25 protein-coding genes are annotated in these 22,258 nt (G+C 60.6%); 16 read left to right on the forward strand and 9 right to left on the reverse strand.

All coding sequences use genetic code 11. The features are described 5' to 3' along the window. The first annotated feature begins 153 nt into the window (after window positions 1-153). The 10 genes from AC1RMD_RS08615 to AC1RMD_RS08660 all read left to right on the forward strand — a co-directional run bounded on the left by AC1RMD_RS08615 (window position 154) and on the right by AC1RMD_RS08660 (window position 7,800). Window positions 154-1,197 (forward strand): hypothetical protein, encoded by a 1,044-nt coding sequence (locus AC1RMD_RS08615; RefSeq protein WP_492925592.1) that lies wholly within the window; start codon window positions 154-156, stop codon window positions 1,195-1,197. Between the two features lies 1 nt (window position 1,198). Next, complete coding sequence (recJ, locus tag AC1RMD_RS08620) at window positions 1,199-2,893, forward strand: single-stranded-DNA-specific exonuclease RecJ (protein ID WP_492925594.1); 1,695 nt, start codon at window positions 1,199-1,201, stop codon at window positions 2,891-2,893. Window positions 2,894-2,908: 15 nt separating this feature from the next. Continuing rightward, on the forward strand, window positions 2,909-3,358 hold the full coding sequence (locus tag AC1RMD_RS08625; protein WP_492925596.1) for an SRPBCC family protein: 450 nt from the start codon (window positions 2,909-2,911) through the stop codon (window positions 3,356-3,358). A gap of 87 nt (window positions 3,359-3,445) precedes the next feature. Then, entirely contained in the window at window positions 3,446-3,841 is a 396-nt protein-coding gene (locus tag AC1RMD_RS08630; protein ID WP_492925598.1) for a VOC family protein, read from the forward strand. 19 nt (window positions 3,842-3,860) lie between these two features. After that, entirely contained in the window at window positions 3,861-4,424 is a 564-nt protein-coding gene (locus tag AC1RMD_RS08635; protein ID WP_492925600.1) for a hypothetical protein, read from the forward strand. A 178-nt stretch (window positions 4,425-4,602) separates the two neighbouring features. Continuing rightward, window positions 4,603-5,100: a DUF4240 domain-containing protein gene (locus AC1RMD_RS08640; protein WP_492925602.1), complete on the forward strand. Its 498-nt coding sequence runs from the start codon at window positions 4,603-4,605 to the stop codon at window positions 5,098-5,100. A gap of 116 nt (window positions 5,101-5,216) precedes the next feature. Continuing rightward, on the forward strand, window positions 5,217-5,678 hold the full coding sequence (locus tag AC1RMD_RS08645) for a hypothetical protein (RefSeq protein WP_492925604.1): 462 nt from the start codon (window positions 5,217-5,219) through the stop codon (window positions 5,676-5,678). 158 nt (window positions 5,679-5,836) lie between these two features. Further along, a complete protein-coding gene (locus AC1RMD_RS08650) occupies window positions 5,837-6,271 on the forward strand; it encodes a hypothetical protein (RefSeq protein WP_492925606.1) in 435 nt (144 codons plus the stop codon). Between the two features lie 224 nt (window positions 6,272-6,495). Further along, a complete protein-coding gene (locus tag AC1RMD_RS08655; RefSeq protein WP_492925608.1) occupies window positions 6,496-7,104 on the forward strand; it encodes a DUF3885 domain-containing protein in 609 nt (202 codons plus the stop codon). A 6-nt stretch (window positions 7,105-7,110) separates the two neighbouring features. Beyond that, a complete protein-coding gene (locus AC1RMD_RS08660) occupies window positions 7,111-7,800 on the forward strand; it encodes a hypothetical protein (protein WP_492925610.1) in 690 nt (229 codons plus the stop codon). Between the two features lie 82 nt (window positions 7,801-7,882). Here the strand turns inward: AC1RMD_RS08660 and AC1RMD_RS08665 are convergent, their stop codons facing one another. Further along, a complete protein-coding gene (locus AC1RMD_RS08665; protein WP_492925612.1) occupies window positions 7,883-8,329 on the reverse strand; it encodes a YybH family protein in 447 nt (148 codons plus the stop codon). Window positions 8,330-8,433: 104 nt separating this feature from the next. On the opposite strand from AC1RMD_RS08665, the gene AC1RMD_RS08670 reads away from it, so the two are divergent. Genes AC1RMD_RS08670 through AC1RMD_RS08680 form a run of 3 tightly spaced genes read left to right on the forward strand, consistent with a single transcriptional unit; the run spans window position 8,434 to window position 9,894 of the window. Continuing rightward, window positions 8,434-8,871 carry an MbcA/ParS/Xre antitoxin family protein gene (locus AC1RMD_RS08670; RefSeq protein WP_492925614.1) on the forward strand — a complete coding sequence of 146 codons (438 nt, stop codon included), beginning with the start codon at window positions 8,434-8,436 and terminating at the stop codon, window positions 8,869-8,871. After that, the gene (locus AC1RMD_RS08675; RefSeq protein WP_492925616.1) at window positions 8,872-9,561 is read left to right on the forward strand and encodes an RES family NAD+ phosphorylase; all 690 of its coding nucleotides are present in this window, start codon (window positions 8,872-8,874) and stop codon (window positions 9,559-9,561) included. It begins immediately after the preceding gene. A 3-nt stretch (window positions 9,562-9,564) separates the two neighbouring features. Then, the gene (locus AC1RMD_RS08680) at window positions 9,565-9,894 is read left to right on the forward strand and encodes a DUF2288 domain-containing protein (protein WP_492925618.1); all 330 of its coding nucleotides are present in this window, start codon (window positions 9,565-9,567) and stop codon (window positions 9,892-9,894) included. Here AC1RMD_RS08680 and AC1RMD_RS08685 read toward each other — a convergent pair. Then, complete coding sequence (locus AC1RMD_RS08685) at window positions 9,891-11,738, reverse strand: carbohydrate-binding module family 20 domain-containing protein (RefSeq protein ID WP_492925620.1); 1,848 nt, start codon at window positions 11,736-11,738, stop codon at window positions 9,891-9,893. The genes AC1RMD_RS08680 and AC1RMD_RS08685 overlap by 4 nt on opposite strands. 251 nt (window positions 11,739-11,989) lie before the next feature. On the opposite strand from AC1RMD_RS08685, the gene AC1RMD_RS08690 reads away from it, so the two are divergent. After that, window positions 11,990-12,676, forward strand: coding sequence for a GntR family transcriptional regulator (locus AC1RMD_RS08690; RefSeq protein WP_492925622.1), 687 nt, complete (start codon window positions 11,990-11,992; stop codon window positions 12,674-12,676). A gap of 27 nt (window positions 12,677-12,703) precedes the next feature. Here the strand turns inward: AC1RMD_RS08690 and AC1RMD_RS08695 are convergent, their stop codons facing one another. The 3 genes from AC1RMD_RS08695 to AC1RMD_RS08705 form a co-directional block, all read right to left on the reverse strand. Continuing rightward, on the reverse strand, window positions 12,704-14,065 hold the full coding sequence (locus tag AC1RMD_RS08695; protein WP_492925624.1) for an 8-oxoguanine deaminase: 1,362 nt from the start codon (window positions 14,063-14,065) through the stop codon (window positions 12,704-12,706). Between the two features lie 77 nt (window positions 14,066-14,142). Beyond that, entirely contained in the window at window positions 14,143-15,501 is a 1,359-nt protein-coding gene (locus tag AC1RMD_RS08700; RefSeq protein WP_492925626.1) for a nucleobase:cation symporter-2 family protein, read from the reverse strand. Between the two features lie 183 nt (window positions 15,502-15,684). Then, on the reverse strand, window positions 15,685-16,584 hold the full coding sequence (locus tag AC1RMD_RS08705; protein ID WP_492925628.1) for a LysR family transcriptional regulator: 900 nt from the start codon (window positions 16,582-16,584) through the stop codon (window positions 15,685-15,687). A gap of 115 nt (window positions 16,585-16,699) precedes the next feature. Here AC1RMD_RS08705 and AC1RMD_RS08710 point away from each other — a divergent pair, with 115 nt between their 5' ends. After that, a complete protein-coding gene (locus tag AC1RMD_RS08710) occupies window positions 16,700-17,245 on the forward strand; it encodes a carboxymuconolactone decarboxylase family protein (protein ID WP_492925630.1) in 546 nt (181 codons plus the stop codon). A 25-nt stretch (window positions 17,246-17,270) separates the two neighbouring features. Then, window positions 17,271-17,894, forward strand: a complete 624-nt coding sequence (locus AC1RMD_RS08715) for a pyridoxamine 5'-phosphate oxidase family protein (RefSeq protein ID WP_492925632.1) — start codon at window positions 17,271-17,273, stop codon at window positions 17,892-17,894. Here the strand turns inward: AC1RMD_RS08715 and AC1RMD_RS08720 are convergent, their stop codons facing one another. From AC1RMD_RS08720 to AC1RMD_RS08735, 4 genes are read right to left on the reverse strand one after another with little or no spacing between them, the layout of a single operon-like run. After that, entirely contained in the window at window positions 17,895-19,940 is a 2,046-nt protein-coding gene (locus tag AC1RMD_RS08720; RefSeq protein ID WP_492925633.1) for an alpha/beta hydrolase domain-containing protein, read from the reverse strand. Continuing rightward, entirely contained in the window at window positions 19,934-20,389 is a 456-nt protein-coding gene (locus AC1RMD_RS08725; RefSeq protein ID WP_492925634.1) for a YbaK/EbsC family protein, read from the reverse strand. Before AC1RMD_RS08725 ends, AC1RMD_RS08720 begins: the two co-directional genes overlap by 7 nt. Window positions 20,390-20,402: 13 nt before the next feature. Then, window positions 20,403-21,476 (reverse strand): DUF4272 domain-containing protein, encoded by a 1,074-nt coding sequence (locus AC1RMD_RS08730; RefSeq protein WP_492925636.1) that lies wholly within the window; start codon window positions 21,474-21,476, stop codon window positions 20,403-20,405. A gap of 47 nt (window positions 21,477-21,523) precedes the next feature. Then, entirely contained in the window at window positions 21,524-22,255 is a 732-nt protein-coding gene (locus AC1RMD_RS08735) for a hypothetical protein (protein WP_492925638.1), read from the reverse strand. Window positions 22,256-22,258 lie beyond the last annotated feature (3 nt).

The raw sequence follows: 22,258 nt of genomic DNA on the forward strand, positions 1-22,258 counted from the left end.
AAAATGATGCTGGCAGTACATGTAAGTTGTCGCAATTATAGCAAATATTTCCTTTTGATAATTGTTATTTTCTACTTTTCCGATTCTTTTTGTCATTTTTAAGTTCCGTATAGCAATACCCCATCGCCAGCCGCTATGCCCTACAATCTCGGCATGACTGAAATCACCCTTGCCCTGCCCTACGCATTGCCTCCGCCGGAGATGGCGCCCGATCTGTTGCGCGCCTTGAAAACCCCAGCTTTGGCGACGTTGTTGTCTCGCAATAAACACTATCAACACAACATCTATGACAACGACAGCCGGGTACTGCCGCATGAAGCATGGCTGGCCCACACGCTGGGCCTGGCGTCCGCGCCCGACCGTCCCGACACCGGCGCGCCGGTAGCCACCGCCGTCATGCACGGCTGCGGTTTGCAAGCTGCGGCCGGGCATGGCCACTGGTTTATCGTGCAGCCGGCGCATATCCAGCTGTCGCGCACCCACCTGCTGCTGTCCGATCCACGCGCGCTGCATTTGAACGAGGCGGAATCGCGCGCGCTCTACGAGCTGGCCCGCCCCTGCTTCGAGGAACAAGGCAAGACCCTGCTGCACGCCGCGCCCGGCCTGTGGTTTGCGCGGGCCGACGAGTGGTCCGGCATGGCCACCGCCTCGCCCGACGCCGCGACCACGCAAAACCTGAGCGACTGGATGCCCGAGGGCGAACACGCGCGCGCCTACCGCAAGCTGCAAAATGAAATCCAGATGCAGTGGCACGAACACCCGGTCAACGAAGCGCGCCAGGCGCGCGGCCTGCAAGCGGTGAATTCGTTCTGGCTATGGGGCGGCGCCGGTCCGCTGAAGGCCGCGCCGCAGCCGCTGGCGATCGCCGGCGGCCCGGAATGGATGCAGGCATTGGCCGCGCCCACGCTGCGCGCGCCAACCGCCGCACAGCTGATCGCCCAGCCGGGCGCCGTGATGCTGGCCGAGTTGATACCGTCGGCGCAAACCGGCGACTGGTCCGACTGGATCGCGCGCATGCAACGCATCGAGCAGGAATGGCTGGCGCCATTGCTGGCGGCCTTGCAGGATGGCCGCATCAGCCGCCTGACGCTGCTGCTCAGCCACCGCAACGGCTGGAGCACCGTCGGCACCAGCAAACTGGCGCTGCGCAAATTCTGGCGCAAGCCGAACCTGAACCTCTTATTGAAGCAAGCCTGACATGACCCGTATCGCCATCCGCCCCTGCCCTTTCCGTGAATCCGAAATGCTGCGCCAGGGCGGCATCCACCCTGTACTGGCGCGGCTGTACGCCTCGCGCGGCCTGACCGACGCCAAGGAGTTGTCGAGCGAGCTGGCCTCCATGATTCCGCCTTCGGGCCTGCTGCACATCGGCGCCGCCGCCGTGTTCCTGGCCGACTCGATCGCGGCCGGCAAGCGCATGGTGATCGTGGCCGACTACGACTGCGACGGCGCCACCGCCTGCGCGGTCGCGCTGCGCGGCATGCGCGCGATGGGCGCCAACATCGACTTCATCGTGCCGAACCGCTTCGAATACGGCTACGGCCTGACGCCGGAGATCGTCGAATTGACGGCGCGCGAGAAGCAGCCGGACATCATCATCACCGTCGACAACGGCATCGCCAGCATCGACGGCGTGGCCGAGGCCAACCGGCGCGGCATCGAAGTCGTGGTCACCGATCACCACCTTCCGGCCGACACGTTGCCGGCCGCGCGCGTGATCGTCAATCCCAACCAGCCGGAATGCGGCTTCCCGAGCAAGCATATCGCCGGCGTCGGCGTGGTGTTCTACGTGCTGCTGGCCTTGCGCGCGGAGCTGCGCAAGCGCGGCGTGTTCGACGCCCAGACCCAGCCCAAGCTGGACAATCTGCTCGACCTGGTCGCACTGGGCACCGTGGCCGACGTGGTGCGGCTCGATCCGAACAATCGCATCCTGGTGGCGCAAGGCCTGAAGCGCATGCGCGCCGGCCGCATGCACGCCGGCGTGGCCGCGCTGTTCCGCGTGGCCGGCCGCGAGCCGCGCACCGCCAATCCCTTCGACCTCGGTTTCGCGCTGGGCCCGCGCCTGAACGCGGCCGGACGACTGGAGGACATGTCGCTTGGGATCGAATGCCTGATCACCGACGACGAAGGCCGCGCATGGCAACTGGCGCAGCAGCTCAACGAAATCAACCTGAAACGACGCGAGATCGAAGCCGAGATGCAGGACGCGGCCTTGCTGCACCTGGACGCGTTCGAGCCGGCCAACAGCAGCACCATCTGCGTGTTCGACGAATCGTGGCACCAGGGAGTGATCGGCATCGTCGCCTCGCGCCTGAAGGAAAAGTTCTTCCGCCCGACGATCACCTTCGCGCCCGGCGCCGACGGCTGGATCAAGGGCTCCGGCCGTTCCATCCCCGGCTTCCACCTGCGCGACGCGCTGGACCTGGTGTACAAGAAGGCGCCTACGCTGATCGACAAGTTCGGCGGCCACGCGATGGCGGCCGGCCTGACGCTGCGCGCCGACGCCTTCGACGCCTTCGCCGCCGCCTTTGAGGAAGTGGGCCGCGCGTGGTTGAGCAAGCAGCAGCTGGAGCGCGTGATCGAAACCGACGGCCCGTTGGAGGACGCCTACTACACCACCGCTTTCATTGAGCTGATGGACGGCCAGGTGTGGGGCCAGGGCTTCGCGCCACCGGTGTTCTGCGACGAGTTTCGCGTGGTGAGCCAGCGCATCTTGAAGGAGCGCCACCTCAAGCTGCTGCTGGAAAAGAACGGCGCCCGCTACGACGCCATCTGGTTCGGCCACGTCGATTCGCTGGGCGAGCGCGCCAAGGTCGCCTTCCGGCTCGACGCCAACGAGTACAACGGCGTCACCAAGGTGCAACTGATGGTGGAGCACGCCGAGCCGGTGTAATTTGGGAGGAATACCATGCTCGTTGAAGTACAGGTCAGCATCAACGGCTCGAAGGCCGCGGTCTGGGCCGCGATCACCGATGTCGAAAACGCCGCGAGGACCATTAGCGGCATCGAGAACATCGAGATTCTCGCCCGGCCGGCATCCGGACTCGTGGGACTGAAGTGGCGCGAGACCCGCATGTTGTTCGGCAAACCGGCAACGGCGGACAAATGGATCACCGACGCCGCTGAAAACGAGTTCTACAAGACCAGGGCAGAAAGCGATGGATTCATCTTCCTTTCCACCACCAGCATTTCCGAGGGCGCCGGCGGCATTACCTTGACCAGCGTTCACGATTCCCAGCCTCAGACCCTCGGCACCAGGCTGATGGTTATCCCAATGGGGCTGCTGTTCAAAGGCGTGGCGAAAAAAGCCCTGCTGCAAGACCTGAACGACATCAAGTCCGCCATCGAACAGAAATGATCGATGTCGGCGCGTGAGAATTCGCGTACTTTCCAGATTAACAAGATGGTATTCTAAGCATCCCCGCCTATCTGTCAGGATGGTTTGATGCAATTATCCAATTACCTTTTCTTTACAACGACTTGCGAGCAAGCACTGGAGTTTTATACCCGGTGCGGGCTGGGTCGGATCACCGACGTGCTGCGATTCGGTGTCGATGGCATGCCGGTTCGCAATGAATCCATGCGCGGCAAAATCATGCATGCAAGATTTGAGGGGCCAGGCGTCTTGTTCTTCGCATCCGACAATGACGATGCGGAACCGATGCGGGGTTCCGCCCATATCTTGCAGATGACCGACCGCCAGCTGACGAAACAGCTTTTTGACAAGTTGGCGGAAAACGGCGTGGTCACTACGCCTCTGGACACGCAGGTTTGGGGCGACTACTACGGCAAACTGACCGACCAGTTTGGTGTGCAGTGGATGCTGAACTGCTCGGCCTGACAACGCACAAAGGAATAGTGTGAAAAAAATATCCCACATCTTGATTTTGCTTCCGCTAATTTCTCTGGCGTTGGGAATCGCGGCCTGCTCGTCTGTTAGCGCTGAAGTAAAAATTGCCAAAATCAAGAATCAGTCTATTGCTGAGTTTATTAAAACTAGTTTCCCCGTCAGGGCTCCGGGAAATGTATCCGGTTCTGGAGAGTATCTCGCGTATTTCAACGACATCAACAGCAAGGAACTCTACCGGCCTAAAACGGATTTGGAATTTTACTGCCAGGTCAAAAACGGTGTGCTCGACGTTGTTAAACCATCGACCAGAAACCCTATCAACGGAACGCCGTTACCGATTGCCACTGAATTCAACTCACGCGAGGAACGTACAGTGGATCGAAATAAGTTGCTGATGGCCTATGCGACGGCAGCCAGCAAAGGGGCCGTTGGTACGCTTCGTTGCACTGAAAATTCCAGTTTAAAACCCTTGTGGATTGTATCGATTGAACCCGGAAATTTCACTCCCGAATCAGCTACCAATCAACTTTCCACAAACAAACTTTTAATGCATATCTCGGTAGTTCCGCAATAGAATATGCAGGGGAATGAGCACACTGCCGGGACTGTCCCGGCCGCTCGCGACCGCTATGCGCGAGTAGATTTCACCGTCACTAACAACCATGTTCCTTCAACGTCGCTCCATCCTTCTTACCATCAGTTTTCTTGCAATGAGTGGTCCAATGTCACCAATTCTTGCAGCCCCGATACTTATGAACGAAAAGAAATTTTGGCAACTAATTAACGCCGTAAAAAATGAAGCCGGCACCAGTATTGAGTCCCGGCCGGCAGTTCTAGAAAAACACCTGTATTCGCTCAAACCCGAGGAAATTCAGGGCTTCCAGCAACGGTACGAAGCGCTCCTTCTCGAAGCCAATAGCTGGAATCTGTGGGGCGCGGCGTACCTCATGAATGGTGGTTGCTCCGACGATGGATTCAAATATTTTCGTGACTGGCTCATTTCCGAAGGTGAGGAGATTTTTAAGAGAGCCGTTGCGAACCCAGATTCGCTGGTATCGGTTGCGCGTCGTGACTATTTTGAGCTCGAGGCATTTGGATATGCCGCCCTCAAGGCGTTTGGAGCAAAAGGAGCTGGGGAGTTGGACCGCGACTTCAAAGTGGAATATGCCGTTACAGCTGGAAATGAATGGCTCGAATCGGAATTACCCCAGCTGCTTCCTGCGCTGGCCGCGAAGTATCTCGGAAATTAATGTGCTTCTGATAGCATGTGCGGTCGGGGTCACTTTCAGCAACCCACCAAATGGCACTTTGCCGGAACTGACCCTGACCACTGACCATTTATTAACAGTCTTATTTAGGAACACAGATGGCGTTTTCACTCGAAGTTCAAACCAGTGTACGTCCCACCGACTTGCCTGCGATTTGGGTACCGGCCTTAGCTAAACGTGGCATTGCAGTTGAGTTCCCACCGAATTTCTTATCCGAGTGCAAGTCAGGGGTATTGATTATCAAGGTGCTGTCCTCTCCTGCCAGCCTAACGCGACAAGACGTCAAAGAGCCCGCGTCCGCGTATTTTGAATTCTGGACAGATGAAGATGGCTTTGGTTTTAGCACGGCCAGCGGCCGCACCACCGTTGACTTTGCCGTCCAATGTCTTTGTGCCGCCTCCCTGGCCGAACACCTCGATGCGCTTTATGTGGATCCCCAGATGGGTGAGTCGGCGAAAGGTACTGATGCGTTCCGGTTGGCAATGGCCGAAATTGAATCCTTTATCGAAACCCCAGACGAAGAAATTTATAGGAAGTTTATAGACTGGGATACTTTTTGAGAGGCGTTCCAAGAGTGCTTAGATCTAGCCAGTAAATTCGCGCGCTTCGTGCAGAATGGGGGCAATTCCGGCAGCCCGCCAAATGGCACGTTGCCGGAACAGCCTCTGACCGTGCTGACCGTGTGAGCTAGCCATCCCACAAACTTTCGATTGATTATATGTCGCTTGAATTGATACTTGTCTTTGCGCTAACAGCTCCACCCTCGACGGACAGCTTGCAGGCCGCGTTAGTTCGCCACAGTATTCCAATTCAACTCTCACATGCTCATGAACTACAAAAACACAAAGGGTTCTTGCCGCTCGATTATGAGGCAAAGAGGACCGGCTTTTACGTTACTCAGCTAACGTACAACGAGCTGCTATCGGACTATCCGGAAGCCAAGCTTGCAACAGATGCTGGTAAGTCCGTGATTTCTCTTGAATTCGGTGGACATTTTTTAGAATGCGCTTCCGTATTTCAAATTGCCTCGGTACTGATATCAGAGTTTGGCGCCAATGCGTTCGATACCGAGTCTCTCAGCTACATGTCTCTTGAGGACATCAGTAGTAATGCATCAGCCTGCTACGAAGAGTCGAAAAAACAGCAACCGTAAAGTAAGGCGTTGTGCCGCCCAGTACCGGTCAACAAATGATCTGCTGCCGAGACCTCAGTCGTGCGTCTGCATCGGGGCGGCTTCAGCCTGAAGTGGGAATTCGTGAGTTTTACAGGTATGCAAGCTGCTATCCTGAACGCCGTCGGCCGAGTTCGGCCAATAGCGGCCATCGGCGAGAATTGTAGCTGAAATGTGCCCATATTTATTTCTGTACAAAGGTCATAATGAGGTTTAAAGAGATAGTTCGTGAATTGACCGAGACGGGTAACTACCGGCATGCATTGTTCTACAACTTTCCCGGCGGCCTTCGGTTCGAATTATCCGAGGGCGGCAGCCCGTTCGACCAAGTCCTTACAGCCTTGCGCAAATCGGTAGCAATTTGCGAGGATGCCTTAGGGCAAGGTAATTTTGTCGTTCACATGCAGCGCTTTGTGTCCTCTACACGCTTCGGGCTTAGGGAGTCCCTTCGTGAGCTCGACATAGCAGGAATTGCTATCCCAACGCTTCGAGACGTTTGGGTCGAGGCCAACGAGGATGATGATTGGGGCGAAGGGTATTGGGTTAACTGTGCATTTGAAGTGCCCGCATCAAAGCTACAAAACTTACTTTGGTGTGCACTTGCTACGGACTTCAGACGAATTCATCCAAATCCGCATTGTTTAATTTATCTGGTCAACCCAGAGAAGGGAATTCTCATCCACCCGTACGATGACCGAGGGCTGGATGTTATTTGTCGGATTTCTACGCCTTTAAAAGCACTATATGAGAAACACAATGCTTGGCTGCTTGATTACGACAGGACGGCCATGGACCAGACCTTCGGTACTGGATAGATTGACGTGATGATATCAGCCAGTAACAGCAATATAGGAAGGATCGGTGCTGGCGGACATCGGCCAAGAACGGACATCGGTTTAAAAGGAACCTCAGTGAAATCAATTGCGGCACGCTTAACTTTTATACTCTTGGGTCTAGCAATGACAATGAACGCCTTTGCGGATATGCCTCCGATGGTGCGGACCAAGAATGAGAGGAAGTTTAGATTTGGTGATATCACCATCGTGCAGTCGTTCAGCTCGATCAAAGACCCCATGTCGCCAGAATTTAAGGTGCAGGTCTACGAGAAAAAACGACTTCGACTTCAACTAAGCGATGCTGCCTTTGACTCTTTTTATCCTTCGCCAAATGGCGAGGCATTTGTGGGACTATCCAATGGAGGATGGCCGGGCACTGCTGCTATAATTTTTGATAGGCGTGGCCGAGTGTTACTTCTGGTGGAGCATGGTTTTGCAGAGTTTGATTATTGTAGCCAAACATCTACTTTTATCAAAGAATGGTACGACGGCAAAGACCCACAAGTGAAATTTCCCGTTTTCGACACTAGAAAGACTCCCATACCTGGAATTACTCTAAAGAACTGCCATGGGCAAACCGTAGACTTATTGGATACGATCTCTAAGGCAAGTGCCAATGCTCCTATAACGCTTCGCCATGAGATTAATGTTCAATATGGGGATCGTGAAAGGTGAGAGAAATTCGGTAGTGAATGCGAATGTCTGCAACGGGGCGTAAGCGCCCCTCATCAATTTATCCAGTCTGAGCTAATGCTCATCATTTTCCGCCGCAAACCTCGACTCCACCATCAAACACGATACGCCAGGTGTTCGGTGCCTCCAGCCGCCAGAGCGAGCTGAATCGCGCAATCAGCTTACCGTCCGGCCCATGCACGGGGCCGGATGTCTTGGCCAGCGTGCCCGAGGCCAGCACCTCAACCTCATCCGGCTCCCAGGAAAACGGCGCGCCTGGCTTGACGAAGAACTTTTTCCACTCATCGGCCACCGCCTGCTTGCCGTGCAAGGACTGCCCAGCGCCACTGAACACCGCCTCATCGGACAGGAACGCCACGAAAGCCGCATGATCGCGCGCCTTCATGGTCGCGGCAAAGGCCCGCTCGACATTGGCAACCTGCTCCTGCACGCCCGTGAAAGCCGGTGCTGCGCCGGCCGCAGTCGCAGCCAACGCCAACATCCCCGCCACCGCCAAAGTCCCCCATTTCATGGCCACCCTCCCCGGTTTTATAGACAAGACGATATTAGTCCAGTTGCTCCCCGATTGCTATTCATCCGAAAAAGGAGTATAACTAGTCCATCAACGGAGGATTTATGAATCTTACCTACGCTTACCCCCGCAGCCGCTTCGAGCCAACCATCTTGGTCGACCTGAACGCCAAGCCCGAGCGCGAACGACTGTCCAAGGCCGCTCTCAAGGGCTTTTTCAAACTGGCCGCCGCCTGGAAGCTGCGCGACGACGACGCCCGCGAACTGCTGGGCGGCATCTCCAGCAGCGCCTACTACGAGTGGAAAAAACACCCGGAACGCACGCTGGAGGTGGACTGCATCACGCGCATCTCCTACCTGCTGGGCATCTACAAGGCACTGCACATCCTCTACGGCGACAAGCTCGCCGACGAGTGGATGGGTCTTGCCAACACCAACCTGATCTTCGGCGGCCGCACGCCGCTGACCTACATCACCGCCGGCGGCTTGCCCGCCATGCAGATCGTGCGCCAGTTGCTGGACGCGCGCCGCGGAGGACTGTAAGTGCCGGTCAGCCTGATTCCACCCCTCACCACGCTGCGCCAGTTCGACACCTGCCGATTGCTGCCCTCGCGCTTCGCCGATCTCGAAGACTCGGTGCTGTCGCCACTGGCCGACAACGAACAAGATCTGCACGACCTGTTCGAACTGGATAACGCCACCAACGCCCGCCTGCAAGCGCAGAACGGCGGCGCCGCCGGCATCACGATGGATGAACTGGTGTTCGGCGTGCCGAACTTCCGCATCGTGAACGCGGCCTTTACCTACGCCCGTCCCGAAGGCAGCCGCTTCAACGGCGGCGATCGGGGCGCGTGGTACTGCGCCTTCGACGTCCAGACCGCGCTGGCCGAAGTCAGCTTCCACAAAGCCGTCGAATACGCCGAGATCAACCGCTTCGACGACAGCGTCCAATACCAGACCATGCTGGCCGACTTCACCGCGCCCTTCCACGACCTGCGTGGCCAAGTGCGTTACCTCGGCTGCCTGACGCCGGACAGCTACATCGAATCGCAGATCCTGGCCGAGCGCCTGCTGGATGGCGGCTCGCTGGGCATCATCTATCCGAGCGTGCGGCTCGACGGCGGCACCAACCTGGCCTGCTTCCGCCCTGCGCTGGTGGGCAATGTTCGCAAAGGCGCGGCCTATCGGTTAACATGGCGGGGTAGCCCCGTACCGATCATCGAAATTAACTGAATCATGCAAACCAAACCTGAAAACGACACCGACCTGCGCCTCAAAGTAAACCGCGAGACCGCGCGCCTGCCCTGGACCGAACTGCTCAAGCATTTCGCCGCCGGCAACGTGGTGTGGATCGCCAATTCGCTGGACCTGGTCGATGTGGCCGTGCGCATCTCGCACGACGACAAGACCCACATCGCCCAGTGGATGAATGCCGGCCTGCTCGGCAAAGTCAACGACGAGCAGGCCGCGTCCTGGCTGGAGACCAACGCCGAACTGTGGGCAGTCGTCGTCAGCCCCTTCATCCTCGTGCAGCAGGAGAAGGCTGTCCCAGCCAGCGTGCATTAAAACTTGAAGCTGCCCGCGTCGAGCGTGATCGATCCGCCGCAAGCCGGCGTGGTCGCTTCGCGATTGCCGCTGGCGGTGGACTGGTTACTCTCCCACACGGTGCTCACGCCGTACTTCATGAACTTGTACTGGATCGCCGTCGACGGCGGCAGCTGGAAAGTGCGCGACCATGGCACATTGGCGCCGCTGCCTTCGATGTTGAGCAGATCGCCGGCGCCCTGCACCCAGTTGCCCAGCTCCGCGCGATTGCCCACCACGTACACGTTCTGACCCATCACCGTATTCGCGTTTGCCACGCGGAAGGTCACCGGCACCGTGGTGCACGTGCCGCCGCCACCGCCGCCGATCTTCTGGTTGATATGCAGCGCCACCGCAGGCACCGTCGCGCCGCCGTTGGCCGGGATGCTCACGCTGATCACGCCATTGCTGCCGACAGTGACGCTGTCGCTGGTGCAGGCCGTGCCGGCGGCGTTCAACTGGCCGTGCACCACGTTGCAGTAAGTCCCGGCGGGCAGCAGCGTTTGCAGCGAGGCGTTCCAGGCCGAATACTCATTATTGATCGCGACGAAGCCCTTGGCGCCACGCCCGAATGCGATCTGATTGACGGTGCCGTTGGTGAAGTAGTCCACACCCTGCCCCGATGTCACGGCGCGGAAGGCGACCATGTTGGAGATGTCGCCCCAGCGGTGGATGAAGTCCCACTGCTGGTTGATCAGCGGGTTGCCGCTGGCGTCGAACGGGCTGGCGCTCGGCGGGGCCTGGTCGAAATTGGTGAAGCGGAAGCCCGAGTGCAGCTGCGCCGAGCCATACGGCCAGGCCAGCATGAAGATGTTGGCCAAGTCGTAGCGCTTGGTGCCTTGCGTGTCGTTGGTGGTGCCGGAGACGTAGTTGCTGGCCACCAGCGAGCTGCCGTTGCGCTCCGTGTCCCAGTTGTTGACGAAGACGGTCGCCTTATCGCTCGGCACAAAGCCCCAGGTGCCGCCCCAGTTGCCCGGCGTGCCCATGATGGCCCGCACCTGCGACAGGCTGGCGCCGTTCTCGTTGCGGAACATGGCCTTGATGGCGAAGGTGTACTGGAATTCGTTCAGCGTGCCGACGCTGTAGTAGTCGGAGCGCGCCACGTTACTGTCCGGGATCACCTCCTGCGTGATCCACAGCGCCTCGCCGGCCTTGGTGGTGTGCGTGACACCGCCCATGATCGCCTGCAGATCGCCAGGCTGCATATGCTTGGCGGCGTCGAAGCGCAGGCCGTCCACGCCAATGTTGATCAATTTGGCCAGGTAGGTCTTGATCTGGCCCTGCACGTAGGAGCCGTCGGTCTTCAGGTCCGGCAGGCCGCTCAGGCGGCAGAACATCACGTTGTAGCGGTTGCCCGGCGAGCCGTAGTCGCCGCCGGCGATGTCGCAGGCGGGATGGAAATCGCTGGCGCTGAAGAAGGGATAGGCCAGCGTAGCCGAATTCCACGTCGAACCGTCGGTGGCGGTGCCGGAACCGGCCGCCAGATGGTTGACCACCACGTCCGCATACACGCGCACCTTGGCGGTGTGGCAGGTGTTGATCATGGTCTGGAATTCGGCCTCAGTGCCCATATTGCTCTTCAGCGAGGCGAAATTCACCGGCTGATACACATCCCACCAGGCGCCCAGGCTGGCCGAGGCCTGCGGCGGCGATACCTGCACCGCGCCAAAGCCCTGCGGGCCGAGCCAGTTGGTGCACTCCTTGGCGATGTCGTTCCACTTCCAGCGGAACATCTGCACCGAGGTGTCGGCAGGGTTGAAGGCGGCATGCGCAGGCGCCAGGGCGCAACCGCCCAGCAGGCCGGCGGCCAGTAAGTTTTTCATCATTTTTATCTCCGTGTCGTTATGTTTTGTATTTTGGGAAATGCTGCAGCCCAGATAAAATGTAGCAGAACTACAGTAAACGACAAGCGGAATTCGCTATAGTTTTTACATTCACCTACGGGAATCGCTTCCACACAATTTCCACACGACACATATGTAATGCGATTACGCAGTGAATACTGCCAGATAGTCAATCCTCGACCGCCCCTGTATGATGGGCAAAAAAACGACACTACGAGATTCATAGCCACCTCATGTCCACCACACTCCCCGCCGACAGCGCCAACGATATCGCCAACAACCTCGCCGAAGCCATCGCGGCGCGCAAGCTGCCGCCTGGGACCAAGCTGCGGGAAGAAGCGTTGTGCCGTTTGTATTCGGTCAGCCGCACCAAGATCCGCGCGGCGCTGCTGATCCTATCGAAGGACAAGCTGATTAACATGGTCCCCGACAAGGGCGCCGTGGTCAGCCAGCCCAGCGAGCGGGAGTCGCGCGAGATCTTCGCGGCGCGCCGCATCATCGAAGCGGCGCTGGCGCGCGAGTTCACCGCCAAGGCCAAGGCTGCCGACTACAAAATGCTGGAGAAGCATTTGAAGGAAGAGCGCAACGCGCTATCGCAAGTGCCGTCGAAGATACGGCAGCAACTGCTGGGCGATTTCCATGTGCTGCTGGCGGACGTGGTGGGCAACGAGGTGCTGAAGGAAATCGTGCGCGAACTGGTGGGCCGCAGTTCGCTGATCACCATGCTGTATCAGTCCGAACGCGACGCAGTCTGCTCGTCCGACGAACACAGCGCCTTCCTGGCCGCCGCCCGCTCCGGCGACGCGGACAAGGCGGCGGAACTGATGCTGCACCATCTGAGCCACGTGGAGGCGGCGCTCAATTTCGACGTCAACGCCAGCCCGGCGAAGAAGGACCTGATCTCCGCGCTGCTGATGTAGCAATACGAATCGCGGTATCGCCAGCTATCAGCGGGCGGCAAGCGCCAATTGATGGGCCAGCGCGTTGTGGCGCTCGATCACCACCGGCAGGTCGATCGTGCACAGCACACCCTCGCGCACCACCACCCTGCCGTTGATGACGCTGTACGAGACATTCGGCGGCGTGCAGAACACCAGCGCCGCGACGGGATCGTGCAGCGCGCCGGCGAAGCCTATCGTATCGAGCTTGAACATCACGATGTCCGCCGCCATGCCCGGCTTGAGCGCGCCGATGTCATCGCGGTTCAGCACCTTGGCGCCGCCAAGCGTGGCTACTTCCAGCGCCTGCCGCGCGGTCATCGCCTCCGGGCCGAAGCCCACGCGCTGCAGCAGCATCGCCTGTCGCACTTCGCCCATCATGTGGCCGGAATCGTTGGAGGCGCAACCGTCGACGCCGAGGCCCACCGAGACGCCGCTGTCGAGCATCTTGCGGATCGGCGCTATGCCCGACGCCAGCCGCATATTCGAACAAGGACAATGCGCGATCCCGGTGCCGGTGCGGCCGAACATGTAGATGCCGTCGTCGTCCAGCTGCACGCAGTGCGCGTGCCAGACGTCATGGCCCACCCAGCCGCAATCCTCGGCGTATTCGGCGGGCGTCATATTGAATTTTTCGCGGCTGTAGGCGATGTCGTTCGCGTTTTCAGCCAGGTGCGTGTGCAGCGATACGCCGAAGCTGCGCGCCATCGTCGCGGCCTCCTTCATCAGATCGCGCGAGACCGAGAACGGCGAGCATGGCGCCACCACGATGCGCTGCATCGCGTAACGGCCGGCATCGTGATAGGTCTCGATAAGGCGCTGCGTGTCCTTGAGGATCGCGCCCTCCTCCTCCACCACACGGTCCGGCGGCAGGCCGCCCTTGGACTGGCCCACGCTCATCGAACCGCGCGCGGCGTGGAAGCGCATGCCGATCTTGCCGGCCGCCTCGATGCTGTCATCCAGCTTGCAGCCGTTGGGGTAGATGTACAGGTGGTCGCTGCTGGTGGTGCAGCCGGACATGATCAGCTCCGACATCGCCGCCAGCGTCGACACGTTGACCATCTCCGGCGTCAGGTTGGCCCAGATCGGATAGAGGTTGGACAGCCAGTTAAACAGTTCGCCGTTCTGCGCGGCGGGAATCACACGCGTCAGGCTCTGGTACATATGGTGGTGGGTGTTGACCAGGCCGGGCATCACCACGTGGTTGGCCGCGTCGATGATCTCGTCGGCCTGCTGCGGCAGGTCGGTGCTGCGGCCGACCTGTTCGATCACGTTGTCCCGGATGTAGACGGCGCCGTCGGCGATTTCACGGCGCTCGTCGTCCATCGTCACCAGCACGCGCGCATTTTTGATCAGTAGAGTTTTAGTCATAGTTTCTATGATGGTTAAACACTGCGGAAACAATGCGCGGGCACTGCGGAAACAGCTAGGTTGATATCGAGCGTATTTTAAGCTGCTTCACGCTCGGCGGTTAAAAATGCCTGTGGTACGTCCTCTTCTTCATCGTCGTCGGTCAATTCTACCGGACGTTCAGGCAGCACCAGGTTCAGGGCCACCGCGACCAGCGCGCCGACCGTGATGCCCGAGCCGAAGACTTCCTTGACGAAGGCCGGCAGCTGGGACAGCAGTTCCGGCCGCACCGTCACCGCCAGGCCGCAGCCGATCGACACCGCCATGATGACGCCGTTACGCTTGGTGTGCTCCACGTGGCTCAACAGCTGTACGCCGGCCGAGATGATCATCGCGAACATCATCAGCCCCGCGCCGCCCAGCACCGGTTGTGGAATCGTCACCACCACCGCGCCCAGCACCGGGAACAGGCCGGCCAGCAGCAGCATCACGCCGGTCAGCGCCACCACGTGGCGGCTGGCCACACCCGTCAACGACACCACGCCGACGTTCTGCGCAAAGGTCGATACCGGAGGGCTGGACATCAACGCGGCGAAGGCCGAACCGACGCCGTCGCACAGGATGCCACGCGCCAGTGTCTTGCCGCGCATCTTGGTGTTGGTGGCGGCGCCCAGCGCCATGAAGGTGCCGGTGGTTTCGACCATCGTCACCAGGTAGGCGATCGCCATGGCGACGATGCCGGCCACCGGGAAGGTCATGCCGTAATGGAGCGGCTGCGGCAGCGCGAAGATCGGCGCATTCTGCACCTGCGTAAAATCGATCATGCCCAGCGAAACGCACAGCAGGTAGCCGATGAACATGCCGATCACCACGGCGGCGGCGGATACAATCCCCTTGCCGAATTGGACCAACATGATGACCGTGACCAGCACGAAGGCAGCGATGCCCAGGTTGAGCGGAGAACCATACACAGCGCCCGGCGCATGGCCGCCCGCAGCCCAGTCCACCGCCACCGGCACCAGCGACAGGCCGATCATCGTCACCACCACGCCAGTGACGGCGTGCGGGAACAGTTTGCGAATCTTGGGCATGAAGCAGCTGCCGACGATCATCACCACCGAAGCGGCCAGCGACGAACCGAGGATAGCCGGAACACCGTGTTCAAGACCGATGCTGATGGCCGCGCCGACGAAGGCGAAGCTGGTGCCCATCACGCAAGGAAGCCTGATGCCGATTGGGCCTACGCCCTTGCATTGAATAATCGTGACGATGCCGGAACCGAGCAAGGCTGCGTTGATCAGGGTGATGATCTGGTCCGCCGGCAGTTTGAGCGCGGCGCCCACCACCAGCGGCACGGCGATGATGCCGCCCAACGCCGCAAGCATGTGCTGCGCCGCTAGCAGTACGGTTGTGAGTAGGGGTGGTCGATCCTCGACCTGAAATAGCAAGTGATTCATAAACGCGTCTCCGTCTGTCTTTTTTATTGGGCGTTACTTTGCAACTACTACCCACACGGGCTGCCCTTAACCGTGCGTAGAAATGATGCCTAGCAACGCAACAGCTCGTGACCGACGCGTTTAATTGACAACGATATTGCGCCTCGTCGGATACATTGTCAACGAATTTTGTATACAATTTTTCTATCGAAGCGCGCCGTCCTCGCGCAGCGTGGCAATCGCCAGATCGAGAAAGGCGCGCAGCTTGGGGGACGAATGACGGCCTTCGTGGTGCACCACGCTGACCGGCACCGCTGCAGCCTCGTAGGGAGCCAGGATGGCGCTCAAACGGCCACCTGCCAGATACGGCGCAGCCATATAGGACAGCACGCGGGTGATGCCGAAGCCGTCCAGCGCAGCGCGCAAGGCGGCGTCGTTGCTGGTGCTGCGCAGGCGCGGGCGCACCTTCACGGTTTGCGGTTTGCCGTCGTACTCGAAGCGCCAATCGTTGGTCGCGGTGATGGCGGTGGCGGCGATCAGGTCATGGCCGGCCAGCTCCTGCGGCGTAGCGGGAACGCCACGCGCGGCCAGGTAGGCAGGCGCCGCGCACACCACTTGCCTTACCTGGCCCACGCGCACCGCCTGGTAGCTGGAGTCGGGCAAGGCGCCGATGCGGATCGCGGCATCCACACCCTCGTCCATCATGTTGACCACGCGGTCGAGGAAGCGGCATTCGACATCGGTTTCCGGATAGCGCCGCAGGTACTCGGTCACGATGGGCGTGACGTACATCGCGCCGAACATCACAGAGGCCGTGATCACCAGGCGCCCGCGCGGCGCAGCGTGCGTGCCGGCGGCCGAGGTTTCGGTATCCGCCACGTCTGCCAGGATGCGGCGGCAATCGGCGGCGTAGCGCGCGCCGGTTTCGGTCAGCCGCACCACGCGCGTGGTGCGCAGCAGCAGGCGCACGCCCATGCCCTCCTCCAGCTCCGTGACGGCGCGCGTGACCACCGGCGGCGAGATCTTCAGCTTGCGGGCGGCGGCGGCAAAGCCGCCTTCATCGACGACAGCCACAAAGATCGCCATGGCGGAAAGCTTGTCCATATTATTCCTGAATTAGAAATAGTTCATTGTCAATTTAACGGATTCTCATTATCCCGCACATCGATGAAACTGCAAGTGTTCGCTGAACAAACAACCCAACCCCAAGGAACTCACCATGAACCGTATCGCCACCATCGAAACCGCCACCGCCAACACCGAACAAAAAGCCCTGCTGGACGCCATCCAGGAACAACTCGGCATGGTGCCCAACTTCCTGAAAGTGTTCGCCAATTCACCGGTCGCGCTGCGCGCCTTCCTCGGCCTGCACGGCGTGGCCAATGGCGGCACGCTCGACGCCTTGACCCGCGAACGCATCGCCCTGGCGCTGGCGCAGCAGAACAGCTGCGAATACTGCGTCTCCGCTCACACGGCGATCGGCCGCAAGACCGGCTTGAGCGGCGAAGAAATGACGGCCGCCCGCAGCGGCACCAGCGCCGATGCGCAGGCCGCCGTCGCCGTGCAGTTCGCGCAAAGCCTGATGGAGAACAAGGGTGCAGTCAGCGCCATCGAACTGGCGGCCATTCGCAGCGCGGGCTACAGCGAGTCGGACATCGTCGAGATCATCACCCACGTCGGCATGAACTTCCTGACCAACATCCTGGGCAAAGCCAGCCGCGTGGAGATCGACTTCCCGAAAGTCGACCTGAAAATCGCAGCCTGATTTCACACTGATCGAGGAGCACATCATGGGCCGTGCCTATTCCGATATCACCTTCACGCCGGCGGTGCGTGAGGTTCAAAACAGCATGGGGAGCCGCGCCCGTTATGCGTTTCTCGATCAGGTGGAAGACCGCCAGGACAGCCTGGGCGCAAGGGAGATCGCCTTCATCGAAGCGATGGATCATTTTTACCAGGCCACCGTCAGCGAAACCGGCTGGCCCTATGTGCAGCATCGCGGCGGCCCGCAAGGTTTCCTGCGCGTGCTCGATGCGAAAACGCTGGCCTTCGCCGATTTTCGTGGCAATCTGCAGTACCTCAGCGTGGGTAACCTGAAGCTGGATGACCGCATCTCGATGATACTGGTCGACTACGCAAGACAGGTGCGGATGAAAATCATCGGCCACACGCGCACAGTGGAAGCAGCGGACGACCCGGAGTTGATGGAACTGCTGCGCATTCCGGGCTACAAGGCCCGCATCGAGCGCGCCTTCATCATCACCGTGGAAGGCTACGACTGGAACTGCCCGCAGCACATCACGCCACGCTACACGGAGCAGGAAGTCACCGACATGACCGCGCCCCTGCTCGCCCAGCTCAAGCATCTGAAGGAACAGGTGGCAAAGCTCACGGCGCCGAACGGCGCCACTTAGCTACGGTGCGGCGTACAGATAGGCACAGCCCTTGTCGGCGGGGTCGTGCCGCATGATGCGGTCGTACAGGCCAGTGTTGCCGGACAATGTGCGGTCCATATCCTCAGGCAGCAGCAGGCCTGCTGCGATCTGGCGCTCCGCGGCGGCGCGCACGGCGGCGACAAAATCGTCGCGGGTCGGATAGCGCGCCTCCAGGCTGGGACGCGGATCGCCGCTGCCGGCCCGTTCGGCCTCGGTGCGGGCGAACGGCACAAAGCTGCCGTCGAAACGCGACGTGGCCCAGGCAAACCCGGTCTCCGGCGCGCGCAGGTTCCAGCCGGTGTGCGTGCCGAGCGGCGCCTGCACCTCAACCAGACGCACGCCGCCCTTGTCGTTGCCGTCCGCGTCCGGCACAGGCACACGGGTTTCATACTCGTCGCCGGGTTTGGGCGGAACCTTGTCCGCTATGCCCTGCTTCGCGAACTTCCGACCGAAGTCCAGGCGCGGCTCGCGCAGATTCTGCTCTGGCGGCGTCAGGCCGAAGCCTTTCGGGAAGCTGGCGCGGTAATCGGCCACCGTGGTCAACGTGCGGTCCGCCAATTGTGGATAGGCGCTGGCCGGGGGCTGCTTGCCTTTGCTGGTCCAGTCGTCCAGCGCCAGGATCAAGGCGCGCATCGGCAAGTAATGATCGCTGGTCGATACGCATGCCGTGAACGGCGCGCGTGTGCGCGAGCGGCCCACGTAATGCTGCGCGCCCATGAAGCCGTAGATGCGCACATTGTCCGCCGGCGCCACGTCCTGCATGCCGTCCGGCGTGGTGGCGATCAGCGATGCGCCGCGATTCCAGAACTCGGTCGAGGTATTGGCGATGATGAGTTTGGGCAGCCGGCCCTGTTTGTCGCGCGCGTTATCGAGATAGGATGCGGTCTGGCCGCTGACCGGGTCGCGCGACGGTGCGGTCGTGAACGGGAAGGCGTCCGCCGGGTAGTCGTGCTCCTCCAGCATCGAAGGATGGCGCGTGGGCTGCGCGAAGCGGCTGTTGAAGCCCGCAGAGCCGCCGGCGCCAGGCACATGGAGGTAGGCGCCGCTAAAGACCAACTGGCCGGATTCGTCGACATTCAAGCCGTCGTGCAGCATGCGGCCGATCACGCGGCCGGACTGGCTGATGCCGAACATCAGCACGTTCTTCGGCACAGGCGCGCCTTCGAATGGCTTGTCGCGGAAATAGGCCAGCAGATCGCGGATGCCGGCCAGGCCGGCGCCGGTCACGTAAGGGTCTTTCGCGACGTAGGTCAGTTCGTAAATCGTATCCGGCTTGAAGCCGTCGTCCAGCTGCACGCGGCCAGGGCCGCCCGATTGTTCCGGCGCGACAAAGTGCCAGCTGCTGCGCGGGACAGCACGGCGCTTGTCGTCGGGACGGGCACGCATGGTCAGTTGGGCGCGAGGATCGTTGGGCGTGGCCGGTTCGTAGGTCAGGCCGCGCATGCCGGCATAGGTGGCGACATCCACCGGCGCGTTGACCGTGAACTCGTTCTGCACCCTGCCCTTGACGCCTTTGGCTAAAGGCGGTGCAAACACCAACGGCCGAGCGCCTGGCGTCGGCGGCGCCACGTCCCAGGTCCATGCGGAGAACAGCATCGAGAAACCATGGCGCATCAGGAAGCCGTCGCCGGCGTCGGCGGCGGTGGTCGGATCGTTGTTGGCCGGGCTGCGGCCGTTGATCTGGCCCAGCATGGCAATGCCGCCCCGGTTGTTGACGTCGTAAATCAGGCTGGATGGCAAGCCGCCCGCAGGCCGCAGCAAGACGAACTCGCTGGAGAACAGCACACGTCCCCGCGCGTCGCGCGGCGCGCGCTTCAAATCGACGATGGCGGCGTTGGCGGGCGCCTTCGGGTCCAACGCAAAATAGGCGACGCCACGTATCTTTTCATAGGCGCCGGCCTCGCCGTATGTCACGCCTGGCGCAAACGCGGTGCGCTCCTTGATTTCGATCCGTTCGACAACCGCGAGCGCCGGTACCGACATGCCCACCATCGCCAACAACGCCAGCTTCCGTTTGATCAGCATACGTCCACCCATTGCCCCTGCGTGATCGTCACCAGCATGTCCGGCGCCATCCGCACCACGCTGTTGACCGAACCGGCGGCCGGCAGCACTTCGTCGAAATTACGCAGCGATTCATCGACATACACCGGCAACGCCTGCGCCAGGCCGAAGGGACAAACGCCGCCGACAGGATGGCCGGTGGCCTCGACCACTTCCTCGGCCGGCAGCATCTTGCCCTTGCCGAACGCCTCACGGAATTTGCGATTGTCGATACGAGCGACGCCGCTGGCGACCAGCAGGATCACACGGCCATCGCGGACGCGGAAGGCCAGCGTCTTGGCGATACGTCCCGGCTCCACGCCATGCGCTTCGGCCGCCAGCGCCACGGTGGCGGTGCTGACATCCAGCTCCACGATGGGAAGATGAATATCCCGGGCCAGGAAAAACTCACGAACGGATTGCAGGCTCATAGATGTCTTTAGGTCAGGTTGGTGTATCGACTTCGTCCCAGTCACGGTCTTCAAAATGCACCAGCCAGTTCAAGGCATGGTGGCGCTCTTGCAGCACGCCGTCATTCAGTCCTGCGGGAGCGGAGTTCTTCTTCAATATCGACTGGCGTGTGGCCCAGTGCAGGCGGTAGTGCAGATCCAGCGCATCCAGGATCTCCGCCGCAGGACGCATGGCCAGCTGCTTGCGCAAGCCTTCGGTGCCGCGTTCGATGACGGTGCGCGAAATCGCAGCCACGTCGCAGATCGCATCGGCGAACGGCAACGCCTCCTGGAGGCCAAGCACCCATTGCAGCACCAGGATGGCTTCATAGCGCCACAGGAACTGGGTGGTCTGCTGCTCCGTTGGCGTCTCTTGCGCGAGGAAAGCCCGTTCCGCATCGGTCAGGCCGGCGAAGGCGGGTGGAAAGCGTTTCTTCAGATCGTCGACCGCGATGGCGCGGCCGCCCGCCAGCGACTCCGCGCGGATCGCGACCACGAACAGCGCCAGCATCCTGCGCAGCACATCCTCCGGTGTACGCAGGCGCAGCTCAGGCTCGGACACCAGCGGCGGCAGCGTTGCCGGCACCGCGACCTTGCGGGCGGCAAGCAGTTCGTCCGAGCGCGCCTTGCGCTGCCAGGCCTGCTGCGGGTATGGAACCACGGATTGAGGATCGCCGGCGTCGCCGGTGGCAGGCAGCAGGATGCGTCCTTGCGGATCGCGCACGCTGCCGTCGGCCATGAAGACGATGGCGTTTGCGGCCTCCGCCCACCCGGCGAAGCTGTCCATCGCACCTGCCTCGATAGACAGGCTGACATGCTGGCGCACGCGCTGCACATGACGGATCACGTGATAGCGGACCTGCGTCATCCTGCCTTCGCCGGCTTGCGCCAGGTGGTTCATGCAGCCGTTGAGATGGGGCTGTAATTCGGGATCGGACAGGTCGCGCCGGGCATTGAGCACATGCGGGAAGCCAGGCTTCGGCACCTCGGCTACCGTGCAGTAGGCGTTGATCAGAATATGGTGACTGGTGTCTTGGGGGGAGAACAGTTGTTTGATTCGGTTGAACATGATTTGCTGGACAGTTTGGGCTGTCCAGCAGTGTAGCAGACCGCGTATTACATGGGAGCCGCAGGGATGGCGTATTCGATCAGCGTTTCATCATCCCAGTCGGTATCGGCCAAAGGTGGCGAGAAGACGTTCTTCTTCTTTTCGACGAAGGGCACCGTTTGACGACGATCTCCGGAGACCAGGGTCACGCCAGTGGCGTTCAACGGCGCCTGGTAGCTCAGGTGCACACTCTTGATATGGCAGATGCCGCCGGCCAGCGAGAGTCCGCTACGAATCAGGAAGGGTATCTCTTCCCGGTTGACGGCCCAGGCGATTTCGCATTCCATGCGCAGGTCGCCCAAGCGGCGCGCATTGGCAGGGACGCCAGGCGTATGGATATCACCGCGCCAGCGCACCACACTTTTCTTCTTGTTGGTGACCAGGTCGGCCTTGTCGTCAATCGCCGCCTGGATGCGCGGCAGGACGAAGGTGCCATCGGCCGCGATGGGGATGTTTTCCGACGTATTGTCGCCAGCGATGCGCAGTGTGACGCCGGCCACCGATCCACCGACGGTGGTGGACACCAACTGGAAACGCAACGGCGCAGCCGGCGCGTATTTGCGATGCTGTTCGAACGCATCCACGCCTCTCAACATGACTTTGTAGGACTTCAACTCGGGATTCTTTACACCGCCCACTTCAACCACTTGCGGCGTCTCCGCATCGGCTTCGGGCTCTTCCTGGGCGCCAGCACCGGCGCAGGCCAGCAGCAGGCTTAAACAAAGAAATTCGTGTTTCATAAA

It is taken from the genome of Duganella sp. GW822-FHT06D06 (assembly GCF_058799615.1).